Origin of the sequence: Rhizobium sp. BK112 (assembly GCF_014193215.1) — a bacterium.
GTDB classification, from domain to species: domain Bacteria; phylum Pseudomonadota; class Alphaproteobacteria; order Rhizobiales; family Rhizobiaceae; genus Rhizobium; species Rhizobium anhuiense.
The window spans coordinates 58,063-75,781 of sequence record NZ_JACHYZ010000003.1 but is presented as its reverse complement, the minus strand read 5'-3'; the positions used below and the strand labels follow the sequence as shown (position 1 = coordinate 75,781).

At 62.1% G+C, this 17,719-nt stretch carries 15 protein-coding genes and 1 pseudogene; 4 read left to right on the top strand and 12 right to left on the bottom strand.

Translation table 11 applies throughout. The annotated features are described in order from the left end of the window. Positions 1–29 precede the first annotated feature (29 nt). A complete protein-coding gene (locus tag FHT75_RS09785) occupies positions 30–3,317 on the top strand; it encodes a GH36-type glycosyl hydrolase domain-containing protein (protein ID WP_183844829.1) in 3,288 nt (1,095 codons plus the stop codon). A 6-nt stretch (positions 3,318–3,323) separates the two neighbouring features. Here the strand turns inward: FHT75_RS09785 and FHT75_RS09780 are convergent, their stop codons facing one another. From FHT75_RS09780 to FHT75_RS09725, 12 genes and pseudogenes are all read right to left on the bottom strand, one after another. Further along, entirely contained in the window at positions 3,324–4,067 is a 744-nt protein-coding gene (locus FHT75_RS09780; protein ID WP_183844830.1) for a FadR/GntR family transcriptional regulator, read from the bottom strand. A 343-nt stretch (positions 4,068–4,410) separates the two neighbouring features. Continuing rightward, complete coding sequence (locus FHT75_RS09775; RefSeq protein WP_183844831.1) at positions 4,411–4,962, bottom strand: GNAT family N-acetyltransferase; 552 nt, start codon at positions 4,960–4,962, stop codon at positions 4,411–4,413. 291 nt (positions 4,963–5,253) lie between these two features. After that, positions 5,254–6,297, bottom strand: a complete 1,044-nt coding sequence (locus FHT75_RS09770) for a flavin-containing monooxygenase (RefSeq protein WP_183844832.1) — start codon at positions 6,295–6,297, stop codon at positions 5,254–5,256. Between the two features lie 319 nt (positions 6,298–6,616). Continuing rightward, a complete protein-coding gene (locus tag FHT75_RS09765) occupies positions 6,617–7,009 on the bottom strand; it encodes an ArsR/SmtB family transcription factor (RefSeq protein ID WP_183844833.1) in 393 nt (130 codons plus the stop codon). A 224-nt stretch (positions 7,010–7,233) separates the two neighbouring features. Further along, a complete protein-coding gene (gene kduD / locus FHT75_RS09760) occupies positions 7,234–7,998 on the bottom strand; it encodes a 2-dehydro-3-deoxy-D-gluconate 5-dehydrogenase KduD (RefSeq protein ID WP_280178053.1) in 765 nt (254 codons plus the stop codon). After that, positions 7,995–8,831 carry a 5-dehydro-4-deoxy-D-glucuronate isomerase gene (gene kduI / locus FHT75_RS09755; RefSeq protein ID WP_097544647.1) on the bottom strand — a complete coding sequence of 279 codons (837 nt, stop codon included), beginning with the start codon at positions 8,829–8,831 and terminating at the stop codon, positions 7,995–7,997. The genes kduD and kduI overlap by 4 nt, the downstream gene beginning before the upstream one ends. Positions 8,832–9,446: 615 nt before the next feature. Next, positions 9,447–9,593 carry a DUF1127 domain-containing protein gene (locus FHT75_RS09750; protein ID WP_003548073.1) on the bottom strand — a complete coding sequence of 49 codons (147 nt, stop codon included), beginning with the start codon at positions 9,591–9,593 and terminating at the stop codon, positions 9,447–9,449. Between the two features lie 189 nt (positions 9,594–9,782). Next, positions 9,783–10,763, bottom strand: coding sequence for a 3'-5' exonuclease (locus tag FHT75_RS09745; protein ID WP_097544646.1), 981 nt, complete (start codon positions 10,761–10,763; stop codon positions 9,783–9,785). 12 nt (positions 10,764–10,775) lie between these two features. Next, the gene (locus FHT75_RS09740; RefSeq protein ID WP_183844834.1) at positions 10,776–12,176 is read right to left on the bottom strand and encodes a sensor histidine kinase; all 1,401 of its coding nucleotides are present in this window, start codon (positions 12,174–12,176) and stop codon (positions 10,776–10,778) included. Then, complete coding sequence (locus FHT75_RS09735) at positions 12,173–12,847, bottom strand: response regulator transcription factor (protein ID WP_097544644.1); 675 nt, start codon at positions 12,845–12,847, stop codon at positions 12,173–12,175. The genes FHT75_RS09740 and FHT75_RS09735 overlap by 4 nt, the downstream gene beginning before the upstream one ends. A gap of 146 nt (positions 12,848–12,993) precedes the next feature. Further along, positions 12,994–13,592: pseudogene (locus tag FHT75_RS09730) on the bottom strand (class I SAM-dependent methyltransferase). A gap of 95 nt (positions 13,593–13,687) precedes the next feature. Next, positions 13,688–14,578: a haloalkane dehalogenase gene (locus FHT75_RS09725; RefSeq protein WP_183844835.1), complete on the bottom strand. Its 891-nt coding sequence runs from the start codon at positions 14,576–14,578 to the stop codon at positions 13,688–13,690. A gap of 89 nt (positions 14,579–14,667) precedes the next feature. Between FHT75_RS09725 and FHT75_RS09720 the strand changes: the two genes are divergently transcribed. The 3 genes from FHT75_RS09720 to FHT75_RS09710 all read left to right on the top strand — a co-directional run bounded on the left by FHT75_RS09720 (position 14,668) and on the right by FHT75_RS09710 (position 17,674). Continuing rightward, positions 14,668–15,090: a MarR family winged helix-turn-helix transcriptional regulator gene (locus FHT75_RS09720; protein WP_047613328.1), complete on the top strand. Its 423-nt coding sequence runs from the start codon at positions 14,668–14,670 to the stop codon at positions 15,088–15,090. A 58-nt stretch (positions 15,091–15,148) separates the two neighbouring features. Further along, positions 15,149–16,417: a flavin monoamine oxidase family protein gene (locus FHT75_RS09715; protein ID WP_183844836.1), complete on the top strand. Its 1,269-nt coding sequence runs from the start codon at positions 15,149–15,151 to the stop codon at positions 16,415–16,417. A gap of 225 nt (positions 16,418–16,642) precedes the next feature. Continuing rightward, a complete protein-coding gene (locus FHT75_RS09710) occupies positions 16,643–17,674 on the top strand; it encodes an aldo/keto reductase (protein ID WP_183844837.1) in 1,032 nt (343 codons plus the stop codon). Positions 17,675–17,719: the final 45 nt, after the last annotated feature.

The following is a 17,719-nucleotide window of genomic DNA, read 5'->3' as shown; positions in this document are numbered from 1 at the left end:
CCCCTCTGAAGCCAATCGACGAGATCTCAATGGCCCCGGACCTTACGCGCAGTTTTCAAATGCCCCGACGCGAGGAGCTTGGCCTCGTCACGATCAGCAACGGGTCCGGCCTGTCGGTATCGGCCCTGCCGAACGGCACGCTGTTTGCCATCGAATATGCCGACGACAAGGGATCGGTGCAGATCAACCAGATCCAGGGCTCGCCGCTGTTTGGCGGCATCGGTCGCCTTTATCTGCGCATCGGCGGCGCGGCACCCGAGGTCGTCGAGATTGTCGGGCCACGCGCCAATGGCGGCTTCGGGCACGATGTGACGAGCCTTTCCTGGAGCGGCGAAACAGGCGATATCGGCTACGCCGTCCGTCTTGAGCTGCATCCTTCCGAAACGGCCTGGTTCTGGCGCGTCTCCATCCGGCATCTGAAGGAGGGAACGCTGCCGGCGGATCTGGTGCTGATCCAGGACGTCGGTCTCGGCGATCGCGGCTTCCTGATGAACAGCGAAGCCTATGCCTCGCAATATGTCGATCACCATATTGCCGATCATCAGACACTCGGCCCTGTGGTGATGAACCGGCAAAATCTCAAGCAGTCGGGCGCCCGCAATCCCTGGCTCGCGCAGGGCTGCGTCGATGGCGCGGCTGCCTATGCCACGGATGCGATCCAGCTGGTGCAGGCGAAGAACCGTCTCGATGATCTGCTGGTCGGCCCCTTCGGCACCAGCCTGCCAAGCAAACGGCGCCAGCAGGAGACGGCATGTCCCGCCATCCAGTCGAAAGCGCTCTCCGTGCCGGCAAGCGGTGTGACCGCGACCTTCTTTGCCGTCTTTGCCGCCGATCATCCCGAGGCGTCGAGCGATGCCGATCTTTCGCGGCTCGATGGGCTGGCGACGGCGGACAATACGGCCGCCGATATCGCAGAGGCGGCGCCGGTGCGCAGCCTGCTGCAGGATGCCGCCCTGCTGAAGGCCGAAACGCTCGACAAAAACGCGATCAGCCAGCTTTATCCCCAGCGCAGCCTCGAAGAGCGGGGCGGCGGAAAGCTGTTGTCGTTTTTTGTCTCCGACGGCGTTTTGAACCGCCATGTCGTGCTGCGCGACAAGGAACTCATGGTGGCCCGCCGCCACGGCGCGATCGTTCGTAGCGGCCAGAATATGCTGCTCGACGATGCGACGCTTGCCGCGACCTGCTGGATGCAGGGCATTTTCGCCGCGCAGCTGACGATCGGCAATACCTCCTTTCACAAACTCTTTTCCGTGTCCCGCGACCCCTACAATCTGACGCGCGCCAGCGGGCTGCGCATCATGGTGGATCTTGGCGCCGGCTGGCAGCTGCTGGCGGTACCGTCGGCTTTCGACATGGGTCTCAGCGATTGCCGCTGGATCTATCGCCTCCCCGAACGCACGATCATCGTTTCGGCGGTCGCCTCCGGCGAGGATGCGGCGATGCAGTGGACCATTTCCGTCGAGGGCACGCCGTGCCGCTTCCTGGTGTTCGGCCATGTCGTGCTCGGCGAGCGCGAATATGATGCGGGCGGCCAGATCGAATTCGACACCTCGGGCAAACGCATCCTTTTCCGGCCGGACCCGGCCTGGCTCTGGGGCGAGCGTTATCCCGATGCCAGCTATTGGCTGGTAAGTTCGACACCCGATGCCATCGAGGAGATCGGCGGCGACGAACTGCTTTATAGCGGTGGGGTGGCGCGCAACGGCGCCTTCGTCGCGCTCCGATCCCGACCGACGCGGGGGCTTTCCTTCGCCGTCGTCGGTTCGATGACCGATGCGGCGGAAGCCGAGCGCCTGGCGCAGCGTTATGAGGCCGGCGTCACCGACGAGGCCATGCTTGCGCCGGCATCAAAATTCTGGCGCAACGCCGTCCGCGGCGTAACGATCGGCAGCACCTCGCCCGATCTTGCGGCGCAGACGGCCCTGCTACCCTGGCTCGCGCATGACGCCATCGTGCATTTGAGCGTGCCGCATGGCCTCGAACAATATACCGGCGCTGCCTGGGGTACACGCGACGCCTGCCAGGGGCCGATCGAATTCCTGCTCGCCTATGAGCATGACCGCGAAGCCAAAGAGGTGTTGAAGACCGTCCTCAGCGAACAATATCTGGAGAAAGGCGACTGGCCGCAATGGTTCATGCTGGAGCCCTATGCCAATATCCGGGCGGGCGATAGCCACGGCGATATCGTCGTCTGGCCGCTGAAGGCGCTCTGCGACTATATCGAGGCGACCGGCGATCTCGGCTTCCTCGACGAGAAAGTCTCCTGGCGCGATGAGAAGACGATGGCCAGGGCGCCGGAGCTCGATACCATCGAGATCCATGTCGAGAAGCTGCTCGATACCGTCCGCGAAGCGTTCATCCCGGGAACGCATCTGATCCGCTATGGCGAGGGAGACTGGAACGATTCGCTGCAGCCGGCCGATCCGCATCTGCGCGACTGGATGGTCAGCAGTTGGACCGTCGCCCTGCTCTATGAGCAGATCGTCCGTTATTCCGCGATCCTGCGCCGCCTCGGCCATGGCAACAAGGCCAAGGGACTGCGGAAGATCGCAACCGCGATGCGCCGGGATTTCAACCGCCATCTCGTGCGTGACGGCGTCGTTGCCGGCTACGGTATCTTCGATCCCGCCCATGACGGCGTCGAATTGCTGCTGCACCCGAGCGACCGGCGCACCGGCCTGCACTTCTCGCTGATCTCGATGACGCAGGCAATGCTCGGCGGCCTGTTCACGCCGGCGCAGAGACGCGATCATATGAAGCTGATTAAAGAGCATCTGCTCTTCCCCGACGGCGTGCGGCTGATGGAGAAGCCGGCGACCTATGCCGGCGGACCCGAGACGCTGTTTCGCCGGGCCGAATCCTCCTCCTTCTTCGGCCGCGAGATCGGCTTGATGTATGTGCATGCGCATCTGCGCTATTGCGAAACGCTGGCGCTGGAGGCCGAAGCGGAAGAGCTCTGGAAGGCGATCGCCGTCGTCAATCCGATTTCGATCACGTCAGCGCTGCCGCATGCGTCGCTGCGCCAGCGCAATACCTATTTCAGCAGCAGCGATGCGGCTTTCCATGACCGCTACCAGGCGGCGGCCGAATGGGAGCGCGTCAAGGCGGGAGAGATCGCCGTCGACGGCGGATGGCGCATCTATTCGAGCGGCCCCGGCCTCTACACCAGGAGCTTCGTCGAAAACATCCTGGGCTTCAAACGGCGCTTCGGCCGGCGCAAACGCAAACCGCTTCTTCCCGCGATCCACGCTTCCGTCGATCTGCACACCGACCACGCCGCCTGGCGGCGGCTGATGAAGCCGAAGCCTGAGCTGTAAGAAGGATTATACCGTAGCGTCGCGCAACTCTTCGAAGCGCGCCGCACTTTTCGACAGGTGGGTCCGGATGGCACGGCGTGCGGCGGCCTCCTCTCGGTCACGGATCGCCGCGAATATCGCGTGGTGTTCCCGGCGCATGCGTGCCGCATGGCGCTTGCGCTCGACTGCCGTCATCTTGTCCAGGCGCGCCCATTGCCGCGGCACCATGATGTCCCCGAACGTATCGAAGAGGCGGCTGTAATAGGAGTTCTGCGTCGCGACCAGAATGGACCTGTGGAAGGCGTAATCCTCCTGCGCGCCGTAACCGCCCTCCTCGAGCGCCTTGTCGAGGGCATCGAGACGATCCTGCATGCGGTCGATATCGTCCTGCGTGCGTCGCAATGCGGCAAGGCCAGCGGCTTCGTATTCGATCCCCATGCGCAGCTCCAGCACGCGCAGAACCTCGTCGATCGATTGCAGGTCGTTGGGAATGATGGAGAAGGATCGGGTCGTCGGATCGTTCGCGACGAACGCCCCAAGGCCTTGCCGCGTGGTGATCAGGCCTTTCGCGCGCAGCGCGGCGAGCGCTTCGCGAACGATCGTCCGGCTGACGCCGGTCGCCTGCATGATCGCCTGTTCGGTCGGCAGACGCTGGCCGGGTTTCAGGTCGCCGGACTCGATCTGCGCCGTCAACGTATCCGCAAGGCCGCTGCGCAGGTTATTAGCCGGCTGCCGCATGGTGTTGAAGACCGCCTTGTCCCTGTCCGTCATGCCTATTGAATCCTGCGTGTCGATGCGGCTGCGCCGGCCTCATTTCCTTTTGCTAACGCATGCCGGCAGGAAAGGCAAAACGACGCCGGTCACGGCTGTGGCTTTTGGTTTGTGATTTCAAACCGGCGGCGGCCGAGTTGCGGCTAACTGGCCGAACAGACAATCCTTGCGCCTGAGGTTATTAGTGGCACTTCCTCCTTTCTAAAAGCAATGCAGTTTCGCTCTTCGATGAGTAAAGACGTGGTCTCATCGCAGTCGGCCGACCATGGTTTGTGATCAGTGGGCACTGCGGAAACGAGAGCCGTCACTGTTACTTCTCTATCTTCACGAGAAAGGCCTAGACCTAGCGGGACGGAAGCAGTGCCTGGGCTGCAAATTCGTCTTTCGTGATCTCGTAAAAGACGTGGAGGACTGGCGTTCCGTCAGGCATTCTGATGATTTCCGTCTTTTCGATCAGGCGCGTGCCGAGCTTTTCAGTTGCCCGGCGCGAACGCATGTTTGCCTCCGCAATGCGGAAGTAGACAGTATCGACGAACCGGAATGCATGACTCATCAAAATCCGCTTAATTTCGCGGTTCCAAGCGCCGCCCCAATAATCCCTCGCGAGATAGGACCAACCGATTTCCGCCTTGGAAGATTTCACATTGGGCATGTTAAAGCGAGACGAACCAATGATCCGGTTCGCAGCCTTGTCTATCACGGCCAGCGCCCCGCCTGAATCAATGGCGGCATTAAAAAGCTCAATGAAAACGTCTTTCTGCCAGCGATTTGATGCCGGATGCAACTCCCAAAGCAGCGGATCGGATGCGACCGCATAAAGTGCGTCAAAATCCCCTTGGGTAAGCGGACGAATATGGACGCGCTGATTTTCGAGAACCGGTTGCCTGTCAAACATGTTTGCCTTCCTGAATATTCCGCGGAAGTCGAACGAATGTTAATGGAGAATCGCCGGGCGACATAAATATACCACGACCACATTTCGCCTTCAGCGCTCAGACGCGCAATCGTGGATGCCGCCTATGCCGCGGCCCTCGCAGCTGGAGGAGTGGACAATGGTGCGGTCGCCTTGGCATAGGTTTCCGGTCGCAGGTGTCGGTCTATCATCAGCATCATCTCGTGAATCGTAACGCTGGGCGGAGCTCTTCGCCATGTTTTCCGCCGGCATCACCACGGATAGCGGCGGCCATCAGCGTCGCTTCATTGCGCTGACGATATAGTCGGCATCCGGGCCGACGCCGCGCAGGGTGGCGGATGCAAGATTCCGCTGATTGGGGATGCCGACAAAGAACAGACCCGGCAGCAGATCGGCAATCCCGTCGTGCTGCCTGGGCCTGCCGTCCATATCGAGCGCGCCCGGCAGCTCTGCGAGGAAGCCGGCTGTGGGGCGGTAGCCGGTTGCATAGATCACCGTATTGATCTCATTCTCCTCGCCATCCGGCCAAACGACCCCGTTTTCGGTATAGTAGCTGAACATTGCGCGGTGTCGCGGACGGCCCGCCGCGATGGTGGCCTTGTAGGTGCCGTCATCGAGGACCGGCGTTCCCCCGCCATTGAACAGGCGGGTACGATCAAGGCGCGTCAACCAGAGCCAATAGTGCAGGTCCAGGCCAAGCACGCGCTGAGGCAGATATTTGATGGGCTCCCGCGTGGTGAGGGTCACGTCCGCGCAATCCGCCAGCTCGGCCGCGATCTGGACGGCGGAGTTGCCCCCTCCCACCACAACGATGCGCTTTCCCTCGTATCCTGTCGGGTTACGGTAGGCGTAGGCGTGGAGGGTTGTTCCCTTGAATGTGTTTTCGCCGGGAATCTTCGGCCAGTTTGGCGTGGCGAAACCGCCTGCTGCGACGATCACGTTGGCAGCTTCGAACACGTTGCCGCCATCGTTCAGAGCCGTGAATAGCCGACCATCATGCCGCACCGATACGATGTTGCAGCGCGTGCGGATTGGGAAGCCGAAACTGTCGGCATAGGCCGCAAGATAGGCGCTGACCTCATTCTTGCGCGGATATTCACCTGCCGCCTTGGGGAAGGCCATTCCGGGCAACTCGGAGAAGCGCCGCGGCGAAAAGAGTGTGAGGCTGTCATAGTAGAGGTTCCACGCTCCACCGACGGCGTCGGACGCTTCCAGAACAAGGAAGTTCAGACCCGCGCGTTGTAGGTGCCAGGCGGCCGCGAGCCCCGCCTGACCTGCGCCGATGACCAGTACATCCAGATTTTGAACAGCTGTCATTTGGAAAATACCTCTTTTGCAACCTACGTCGCGATAAGCGTTCTTCAGAATGGAGAGGGAGCGTAGAAATTCCTGATCCCGACCACAGGGTGGTCACAGCAGGCCGCGAACCTCCCGAGCGATTGCACGCGTCGGCAAGATGGATCGGTGCGGTAGAGATGCGCCGCCAGGAAGGACTGGAATGCCAGTGCTTGTGCAGCTCACGAAAGTTGTCGCGGCGATCAACATGGCGCGCCTGCGATCCGAGGCTGCACGGGAGCAATAAATAGTACATGCATCTGTGCGTCCTTATGCATATTTATGGCAAAACTCTATCGATCTATCGCGGCTTGGCCGGGCAACACAGCGGCAGCAGAGCTCTGAGCTGGCCCAGGATTGCCTCAAAGCGCTGGACGCTGGTGGAAGCGTCAAGTTCATAGAACACATGCCGCCCTTCCTGGCTGGCGCACACGATCCCCCCGCGTTCGAGCACTTGGAGATGCCGAGAGATCACCGAGCGGTCCTGCGGAAGCTCTTCGGCGATGGCACCAACATCCGATCGACCCTTTCGGATCAGGACCAATATGATCTCGATGCGGACGGGTTCGCACAGAGCGCGGAAGAACTGCGCATCGAGGATGCGGGCAATTTTGTCGGCCGCAGCTTGGCGACTCATACAGGAACTATCGATTGTGGTGGAATTCTCCGTCATAAAGAATGTATATGTGCACATTCATGCACGCGTCAATAGGTCAGACGATGTAGTCACCCAAAAGTGGCGCCTAGGCTGTGCCAGCATAGGCGTTAGTCCTCCTCCAGCGCTTGTTCCTCACGCTCCGCCAAGCCCTCAAGCTCGCGATCGAGCAACAGCAGCTCTATGCCGACAGCGCCGCGTATCTTCTCAGACGCGCGGCGCTGTCGCACTTTGAATGATGCAGTCGTCGTTCAATGGGCGGATCACCGCGCCAGCCAACCGCCATCGACGGGTAGCACCGTTCCATGCACGTAGTCGGACGCCGACGATGCCAGGAATACGGCCGCACCGCCGAGTTCGGACGGCGTTCCCCAGCGCCCGGCCGGGATGCGGGCAAGGATGGCGGCATTGCGGTCGGCATCCTCGCGCAGCGCCGTGGTGTTGTTGGTAACGAAGTAGCCGGGGGCGATGGCGTTGACGTTGACGCCCTTGCCGGCCCATTCGCAGGCCAGCAGCTTGGTCAGTCCGGCAAGCCCGCTTTTCGAGGCCGTATAGGACGGGATCCGGATGCCGCCCTGGAAGGAGAGCAGCGAGGCGATGTTGATGATCTTGCCCCTGCCCTTCTCGACCATATGGCGGCCGGCCGCCTGCGACAGGAAGAAGGCGGTCTTCAGATTGACGTCGATCACCGCATCCCAGTCCTCCTCGGTGAAGTCGAGCGCATCGGCACGGCGGATGATGCCGGCATTGTTGACGAGGATGTCGAGGCCGCCGAAAGTCTGGATGGTCTCGGCGACGATCCCCTTTACCGGTTCGATGCTGGCGAGATCGGCCTTGATGACATGGAAGCGGCTTCCCGCTTGCTTCACCAGCGCCTCGGTTTCGTCCATCGAGGAGCGGCCGACGGCGACGATCGACGCGCCGGCCTCGGCCAGCGCCGCCGCGATCGCCTGGCCGAGGCCGGTATTGGCGCCGGTAACGACGGCAGTCCTGCCGGACAGGTCGAAGGGATTGGCCACGGCGCTCACCTCAGATCCGCAATGGCGATATGGTCCATGTCGGTGAAGCTCTTATTGTCGCCGGCCATCGCCCAGATGAAGCTGTAGTTCTTGGTGCCGGCGCCCGAATGGATCGACCAGGGCGGCGAGATGACCGCCTGCTCGTTGGCGACGAGCATATGCCGGGTCTGTTGCGGCTCGCCCATGAAGTGGAAGACGCGCTGCTCGGCTTCGAGATCGAAATAGAGATAGGCTTCCATGCGGCGGTCATGCGTATGGGCCGGCATGGTGTTCCAGACGCTGCCCGGCTCGATCATGGTGAAGCCGAGCGTGAGCTGGCAGGACTGGCAGACGTCCGGATGGATGAACTGGTAGATCGACCGCTTGTTGGCCGTCGCGGCTTCGCCGGGCGTCAGGTGACGGGCCTTTTCGCGGGTGAGCAACACGGTCGGGTGCGTTTGATGGGCCGGAGTCGAGACCAGATAGAACTTTGCCGGATTGGCGGCATCGGCGCTCTCGAACCGGATATCCTTGGCACCCTTGCCAGCATAGAGGCAATCATACTTGGCGAGATCGTAGCTGGTACCGTCGACGACGATACGGCCGGCGCCGCCGATGTTCAGCGCGCCGAGTTCACGCTCGGCAAGGAAGGTTTCCTGTCCGATCGCCGTCGGCGCCGTCAGTGTCAGCCCGGTATCGAGCGGTGTGGCGCCGCCGATGACCATGCGGTCGTAATGGGAATAGGTGAGCCGGATCTCGCCGCCCTCGAAGATGGTCTCGACCAGAAAGTGACGCCGCAGCGTTTCGGTGTCGAAATTGCGCACTGCCTCGGGATGGGAGGCATGTCTGACGTCGGTCTGCATGTCGAATTCCTCAGTTTTCGTTGTCGTCAAGCGTTGTTGCTGTCGCGAAAGCCGGCTCGGTTCGACCGTCCGCTCCGCTCGGCAATGAACCATACGGTTACATAGTTGTACGACAAGTTCGGAGTCAATATGTTTCTGCAGGCTCGCGCGCGGCAGCAAGCGGACCGGGAAAATAGGGAATAAAATCAACAATAAACGGGAAAACTGTCATCTCCCAAGCGACGGATCGCAGGTGCTCGTTTCTCAGCCCCGCTAGAATTTCTGTCGGCCAAAACGAAAAAGCCTGCCGCGGGAGGAGGTGCGGCAGGCTTTCGAAAAGAACCGAACGACAGCTGGGAGGAGGAGTGCTGTCGTTCCACAGACGACCCTGGGAGGAGGATGGGGCGCCTGTATATCGAAGGGATGCGGGAGGAGGTGCATCGCTTCGATAGAAATAATCATACTTATTTCTTGCCCAGTTGATAGGCATTTCTTTGCAAGGCAGCTATGCGTTATGCGAAAAGCGGGCGGCTCGACTGCCCGTGATCCATCCACCGGAAACACAAAAGCAAAGCGCCCGCTCGGGAGGAAGCAGGCGCTGGGCACAGTCTCGAAAATGCGTAGTCTTAGTTGCCGTTAGCGGGCGATGGCTGCGCGGGCGACATTGCGGATTTCGCTGCGGCCGATGCCGAGGTCGTCCAGTTCGCGTGCGGACATGCGACCCAGTTCAGCGACCGTCTGACGGTACTTGCGCCAGTTGTTAAAAGAGCGTGCTACGTTCATAATGATCCCCTTTCCGTGGGCTTTCGAAGCCTAGCTGCCAGTCCTTGGCGCTTCGTTCGCTTCGATGAGTTCTATATAGTACGAGACCTTCGATTGTTGCAGCGCCAATGCATCACTGCACCTATGCGGTGCCTGCATGGGTCGCTATCTATGGGCGATTTCGCGGTCACGATCGGAACCGCTTCGCGATCAGGATTTGAAGCGATCGAAGGCCGTCAGCCGCACGAGCGGTGGTTCTGCTTCTTTCCACCGGTAAATCTCCGCGCGCAGATAGGAAAGCTCGTCGCCGAGGCCGTCTTCGTCGACCTCGATCCACCACGACTTCAGCCGGCCATCGCTTCCATCAGACCAGCGATAGCCCCTCGCCTTCAGGTGGTCCTTCATCTCGAACGGGCTGTGTTCGGCAAAGATACGGATGCGCGAACGCTGGCTGGCGCGATAAAGCTCGGTGAACGGGCTTTCACTCTCGCCCTGCTCTCGATCGAGAATTTCCAGCAGCGCGTGGCAATCGTCCACCGCGCGATGGCCGTCATGGAAATATCCGGCCTGGCCGACGAGATAGCCGAGCTTCGTGCCCTCGAAACCCCGGGCGCTCCAGTCGATCTCCGACACCGAGCATGCCCAGGCCTTGCCGGCGAAAATTGTCGAGAAGGCCTCGCAGAACGGCCGGTCGAAACCGGCATTGTGGGCAATGATCAGATCCGCCGGCTCGATCAGGGACCGCAACGCCTGGATATCGATGACCTGTTCTTCGACCATCGCATCGGTGATGCCCGTCAGCCGGGTGATCTCGGGCGGGATCGGCCGGGACGGTTGTTGCAGGCCGCCATAAATGCCGACGATGTCGCCGATCGCGCCGTCATCGTTGAAGGTGAAGGCGACGGCGCCGATTTCGATGATCTCGTCGTTGCGGTGGCTGAGACCTGTCGTCTCGGTGTCGAGAACGACGCCGAGCCGCGAAAATCCCGGCCGTCTGACGGGCGCAATCGGCCGGGCGGCGAGTTTTCTCAGGATGCGATAATTGCCGCTCTCTTCCAGCGTCCGCGCCATGTCTTCTTGGGAAGAGCCGGCCGGCTGCGACGGCGGCCGGCGCGATGGACCGCGCGCCTTGGCGATCGCGGGCGATGCCTTAGCAAACATGTCGAGTTGCGAATCTCTATGCACGCTCATCGAATCTATATGTCACGGAGAGGCGATTGAATCCATCACTCGCGCCAGCCGCTGTGGAGTGTCCCCACCTGCGGCCCTCTCCAGCGGGAAGCTCAACCGGCAGACCGCGCCGGGATTGCGGTTGTCGATCGTCACCTCGCCGCCATGCAAACGGATGATGTCGCGAACCAGATTGAGGCCGAGGCCAGCGCCGCGTCCGTCATGATGGCGCTTGAAGAAGGGCTCGAATATCCGATCCCGGACATCGGCGGGAATGCCTGGTCCCTCGTCGCTGACCTCGATCCAGTTGCAGCCTGACGTCAGCGAGATGATGCCTTTCCTGCCGCCGTGGTTGATCGCGTTCTGCAGGATGTTCATCAGGGCGCGCTGCAGCGCCAGAGGATCGCCGTCGATCTCTCCGGCGCCGTCGACCTCGAACTGCACCGTATAACCGGCGGCAAAGGCCAGCGGCGCCATCTCGATGATGACCTTGCGCGCCAGCTGCCCCAAATCGACCTTGCTGAACTGGACCTTGCCCTGTTTCAGCCGCTGAAGATCGAGCATCTGCTCGGTGAGGACGGCGAGCCTTGCGGCATCTTCCAGAAGGTCGGTCTTGATCGAACTGTGCGGCAGGGATCCAATTCTCGTATTCAGAATGGCGATTGGCGTGCGCAGTTCATGGGCGGCGTCGGTCAGAAACCGTTCCTGCCGCTCATACCCCTCGTCGAGACGGCCGAGCGCGCGGTTGACGGCACGCACCAGCGGCGCGATCTCGTCGGGAATATCGTCTGCCGAGAGCCGGCCGCCGCGCTGGTCGATATCGATCGTATCGGCCTGCAACGCGGCCTGGTCGATCCCGACCAGCGACCTTCGCACGACGAGCGGCGTTGCGATCAGCGCTCCCAACGCCATCACCGCAACGATGGGAATCACCATTTTCGCAAGGATCAGCGAAACGCCGAACAGGAAAGGGGCGAGCGGGTTGGGGCCGTCGGTGCCGGTCAGGAACTGCACCTGTCCCCCATCCATCGCAATCCACTTCATCCTTGCCGCCGGACGGTCGTGGTCGCCGAGATTCTCGCCGAAGCGCGCCTGGCGGACATGATCGAGCGTATTGCCGATGCTGGCATATTCTTCCGGAATCCGGCCCTCGGTCAAAACATGCCCCTGCATGTCGCGAATGGTGTACCAGAGATCGGGCGCATCTTTCCGCAACTGCCTGATATCCTCGGTCTCCCTCAGGCCCAACGCTCCGGTGGGCTGGCGGAAGACGGCCTGGCGCAGAATCTCGATCGTACCTTCCGTCGACCGGTAATCCCATATCTTGGCCACCGAGATCAGCACGATCATCACCAGGATGAGCACGACCGACTGGACGGCAAGAAGCCGCCAGAACAGCCGCTTGTGCAGCGAATAGGAGCAATGTTTGCTCATGATGCCTCACGCAGGAGATAACCCACGCCCCGGATAACGTTGATGACCACGCCCGCCTGCGACGCTGCCAGCTTGCGCCGCAGCCGCGATATGTGGGAATCGAGCGCGTTCGACTGGATCTCGTCGTCGAAGCCGAAAACCGCTTCCATCAAGGCCGGTCGCGGCACCATGCGGCCGGCCCGGCGCACGAGGCATTCGAGCACCAGCGCTTCCCGGCGCGGCATTTCCAGACGCCGGCCGGAGACGATGATCTCGCAATAGGTCGGATCGAATGAAAGCCGGCCGATCGAGATCAGCGCGGGGCGCAAGGTTTCGGAGCGGCGCATGACGGCACGCAGCCGCGCCAGAAGTTCGTCGAAGACGAAGGGCTTGGCGAGGTAATCGTCGGCGCCGGTCTCCAAGCCGGTGATCCTGTCTGGAACCTCTCCCTTGGCGGTGATGACGATGACCGGTAGCGTCAATCCCCTTTTGCGGATCTTCGGAATAAGCTCAAGACCGTCGCCGTCTGGCAGCTGCCGATCCAGGAGGACGGCGTCATAGGCGCCGTCGCCGATCACCAGTTCGGCGTCGCCCAAGCTCGAAACGTGGTCCATCACCATGTCGTGCCTGGTGAGCGCCCCTCGGAGTGCTGCGGCCATTTGAGGTTCATCCTCGATCAGTAATATGCGCATCTCACATTCCTGTCGCAGGGCCTATGGGGGCTTGTCGGGGCCGTCGATCCATAGGTGGAAACCATATCACCCTCAAGCAAGTCTGCGGTGCCCGTGGCGTATCGAATGCAAGAGCGCCGCTTCGTCGGAAAGGATCGTATCCGTCATCATGCGCGGCGCTGCTCGATCAGGGCCATTGGCTGGTAGCGGCGGCTGATGCGATAGACCGCGGCCGGCGGAATATTGCGCAACGTCCAGCCGATCTTTTTGAGACAAGGCCGAGGGCGTCGAGGATTTCGGCAGGCACCGGGCATTTCGGCCCGTAGGTGAATTGATAGAAGGCGCCGTGCGGCCTGAGGTTGGCAAAGCAGTCCTCGAGCAGCGCCTGCACGTCGTCCGGCCGCATGGCAAGAAGCGGAAGCCCGCTGACGACGCCGCCGAAGAAACTTCCGGAAAGCGACGTCTTCCACATCTGCCGCACGTCCACCTGCAGCACCCTGGCATCGGGAAAGCGGTCCTGCAACAACGTGGCGAAATCACGCTCGTATTCCACCAGCGTCAGATCCCGCTCGGCAATGCCGCGTTGCAAAAGGGCCGCGGTGAAAACGCCGGTGCCCGGACCGAGTTCGAGAACCGGCCCGGTGAGCGCAGAAATTTCCTTGGTCATCAGGCCCGCAAGGCGGGGGCCTGATGGTGTGATCGAAGCGATGCGCAACGGCGCGCGAAGCCAGGCGAGAAGAAAGCGTCGTCGATCGAAACGGGGCATTGGACCTTCACAGCGGCTGATTGATCCCGCCCATGAACCGGCTCAACATTGCAACAGTCTGTCATGGCGCAGTCACGGTGACGCAGACGCAGATTTTATACCTGAGACTCGACCTTCGGCTGCGCTGCCCTGAGACCCCTCCTGTCGATCCAGCTTTTGATTTCGGCGGCAATCGCCTCGGGCTGGTCCTCAGGGGCAATGTGGCGCGAAGGCCCGCACCCCCTGGTCTCCAGGCCTGCGATGTTGTCGCGGCACCACGAAATCATCTCGCTGCCGATCAACAGCGTTTCGGCAGGCCCGTCGAAGGTCAGCAGCAGCTTGGGAGTCTGAGGACTGGCGGAAAGCCAGCGGTCATAGTTCTCGATCCTGGCGACCACATCGGCCGGCTCGCCGTTGATGGGCATGGCGCGCGGCCATTCCAGCAGCGGGCGCCGGCTGTTACGGTCCGGATAGGGAGCGCGGTAGACATCCCAGTCGGCATCGCTAAGCCCTTTCAGCGTGGTTGCACGCAAGGCCTGCTCAATGAAGAAATTTTCATCGAGGACCTTGGCCTCGCCTGTTCCGGCGCCCCGCAACAGTTCATAACGCGCCTTTCCGCCGCCTGGCAGATCCTCCCAACTCATCGGCCGCAGGATGGTTTCCATGAAGGCGATGCCGCGCACACGTTCGGCGTGGCGCGAAGCCCAGTCGAATGCCAGCGCACCGCCCCAGTCGTGGCCGACGAGCACGACGTCGTCGAGGCCAAGCGCCTCGAACCAGGCGTCGAGATAGGCGATGTGATCGCCATAGCGATAGTCGATATCGGGTTTGCCGGAGCGTCCCATGCCGATCAGATCGGGCGCCAGGCAACGGCCTGGCCCGACGCCTGGCATGATGTTCCGCCAGAGATGCGATGAAGTGGGATTGCCGTGGAGGAAGACAATCGGGTCGCCCTCCCCCAGTTCCTCGTAGGAGATGAACGAGGTGAGAATATCGATGGTCGGCATATGGAGCTCCGCGCTTTCGTGCTATATAGGCAGGCAACTGTCCATTTATCACATAGACAGGTAACTGTCTATATTGCCGCGGGGGTTTCATGGCGTCTTCGTCCCTTGGCCTGTTGTTGCGTCTGGTCCATCAGCATTGGACGCAGGCCGTCGAAGCGGCACTCGATGAGGCCGGCTACGGAGATATCCGCCCGCCGCACGCCAACGTCTTCACCTTCGCGCGACCCGAGGGCATTCAGGTCAGCGAGCTGACCAAGCTCGCCCGTGTTCGCAAGCAGACGATGACCCAGGCCGTGGAAGAACTCGAGCGCTTGGGTTATGTCGAGCGCCGGCCCGATCCGAACGATCGGCGCGGCCGGCTGGTGTTTCTGACGGAAAAAGGACAAGGAGTCAGGCCGATAGCGATGGCGGCGGGCCGGCGCGTCGATGAAAGCTGGGCCGCCTTGACCAGCCAGCAGCAAATGGACGATCTGCGGACAGCGCTCCGGCGGCTTCTGGAACAGCTGCAATAGCGAAGCGGCACTGCCTTGACCCTTTCCACTTAACCGTCGCACGACCGAAGGAAAATAGATGCCTGGTGACGATAGCAAGGGTGCCGACGCGGATGTCGTCATCATCGGCGGTGGAGCTGCCGGCATTGCCGCCGCCCGCCGCCTGCAGGCGCTCCGCCCGGATCTGTCCATCCTCCTGCTTGAAGCCGGCGATCGTCTCGGCGGGCGCGCCTGGACGGTTGGACTGCCTGACGCCGATATTGCGCTCGATCTCGGCTGCGGCTGGCTGCATGGCGCGCGGACCAATGCCTGGACTGCGATCGCCGGCGAGGTCGGACTGACGGTCGACCGCACGCCGGCGCCCTGGAACGACGGCGGACGCCAGCTTCAGCGCGATGGCGCGGAGATGCATGCCGCAAGGCAGGCGATCGGCGCCTATTTCGAGCGTCTCGAGAGCCATGAGGGGAATGACGCCGCCATGGCCGAGTTGCTCGAGCCCGGCAATCCCTGGAACGGCCAGATCCGGGCGATCGGCACTTATATCACCGGCGCCGAGCTGGAGCGGTCGTCAATCGTCGATTACAACAGATATGATCCCGGCCCCGGTCCCGACTGGCGGGTGCGCGAGGGTTATGGAACGCTGGTCTCGCGTTACGGCAAGCCGGTTCCGGCAAGGCTCGGCACCGAGGTCACGCGCATCGACCACCGTCATGCCGGCCGTATCGACGTCGAGACGAACCGCGGTGTGCTGAGCGCCCGCGCGGTGCTGGTGACCGTATCGACGAATGTGCTTGCCGCCGGCAGGATCGCCTTCGACCCGCCTCTGCCTGACAAGATCGAGGCGGCAGCCCGTTTGCCGCTCGGCCTCGCCGACAAGCTCTTCCTGAGGCTCGCAAATCGGGAGGCGCTGCCGGCGGATACGCATATGCTCGGCTCCACCAGTCGCGGCGCGACCGGCACCTATCAGCTCCGGCCGTTCGGCGCGCCTGTCGTCGAGGCCTATTTTGCTGGCGACCTCGCGCATGATCTGGAAGGGCAAGGCAGCGAGGCCGCCTTTTCCTTCGCGTGCGACGAATTGGCAGCGCATTTCGGCGCTGACATTCGCAAGCAATTGTCGGTCGCCGCACTGTCGGCCTGGGCCGCTGTGCCGCATATCGGCGGCTCCTATTCCTATGCCGAACCCGGCGCGTCCAATTTGCGCGGCCGTCTCGCCGCGCCGCATGACGGGCGGATCTTCTTTGCCGGCGAAGCCTGTTCGACGTCGCGCTATTCAACGGCGCACGGCGCCTACGAGACCGGGGTTGCTGCGGCCGATCTGATCGCCGGCTCGTTTTCGCAAAATCCGTAACCGTCGCCGGCTGCGACGGCAGGCGGGAAAATTTTTTTCTCACTTGTCGCGAGGGCGGGATTGGCTATGCTCCCCCTCGCCCCTGCGCTGCGAGCTCAGGGCGCGGTACGTCATCCGGCGGCAAGCGGCCGCCTCAAGCTCAATATTGTCATTGATTGCAGGAGCCCCGGCTTCTACCCCGACCGTTTGCGCGTCGGCTGCGGGTATCCGCATGAGGAGGAAGAAATGGACTATCGCAAGCTCGGTCCCAGCGGGACCGTCGTCACCGCCTATTGCCTCGGCACCATGACGTTCGGCGCGGAGGCTGACGAGGCCGCCTCGCATAAACTGCTCGACGATTATTTCGCCTGGGGCGGCAATTTCATCGATACCGCCGATGTCTACAGCGCCGGCAAGTCGGAAGAGATCATCGGAGGCTGGCTGAAAGCGCGCCCGACCGAGGCCCGCCAGGCGATCGTCGCCACCAAGGGGCGTTTCCCGATGGGCAACGGACCCAACGATATCGGCCTGTCGCGCCGGCATCTCGGCCAGGCGCTCGACGATTCTCTGCGCCGCCTCGGCCTTGAGCAGATCGATCTCTATCAGATGCATGCCTGGGATGCGCTGACGCCGATCGAAGAGACGCTGCGCTTTCTCGACGATGCGGTTTCCTCCGGCAAGATCGCCTATTACGGCTTCTCCAATTATGTCGGCTGGCACATCGCCAAGGCCTCGGAAATCGCCAAGGCACGCGGTTATACCCGCCCGGTGACGCTGCAGCCGCAATATAACCTGCTGGTGCGCGACATCGAACTTGAGATTGTCGCGGCCTGCCAGGATGCCGGCATGGGCCTGCTGCCGTGGTCGCCGCTCGGCGGCGGCTGGCTGACCGGCAAGTACAAGCGCGACGAGATGCCGACGGGTGCTACCCGCCTCGGTGAAAACCCCAATCGCGGCGGCGAATCCTATGCGCCGCGCAATGCGCTGGAGCGAACCTGGGCGATCATCGCTGTTGTCGAAGAGATCGCCAAGGGGCATGGCGTCAGCATGGTGCAGGTGGCGCTCGCCTGGACGGCGGCACAGCCGGCGATCACCTCGGTCATCCTCGGCGCCCGCACGCCCGAACAGCTCGCCGACAATCTCGGCGCCATGAAGCTCAAGCTCTCCGATGATGACATGGCAAGATTGAACGAGGTGAGCGCCCCTCAGCCGTTCGACTATCCCTACGGCAAGGGCGGCATCAACCAGCGCCACCGCAAGATCGAGGGCGGCCGCTGAGTCTCCGCCCATAACCGGATGAGTCGTCTCGCCCGGTCTGCAACA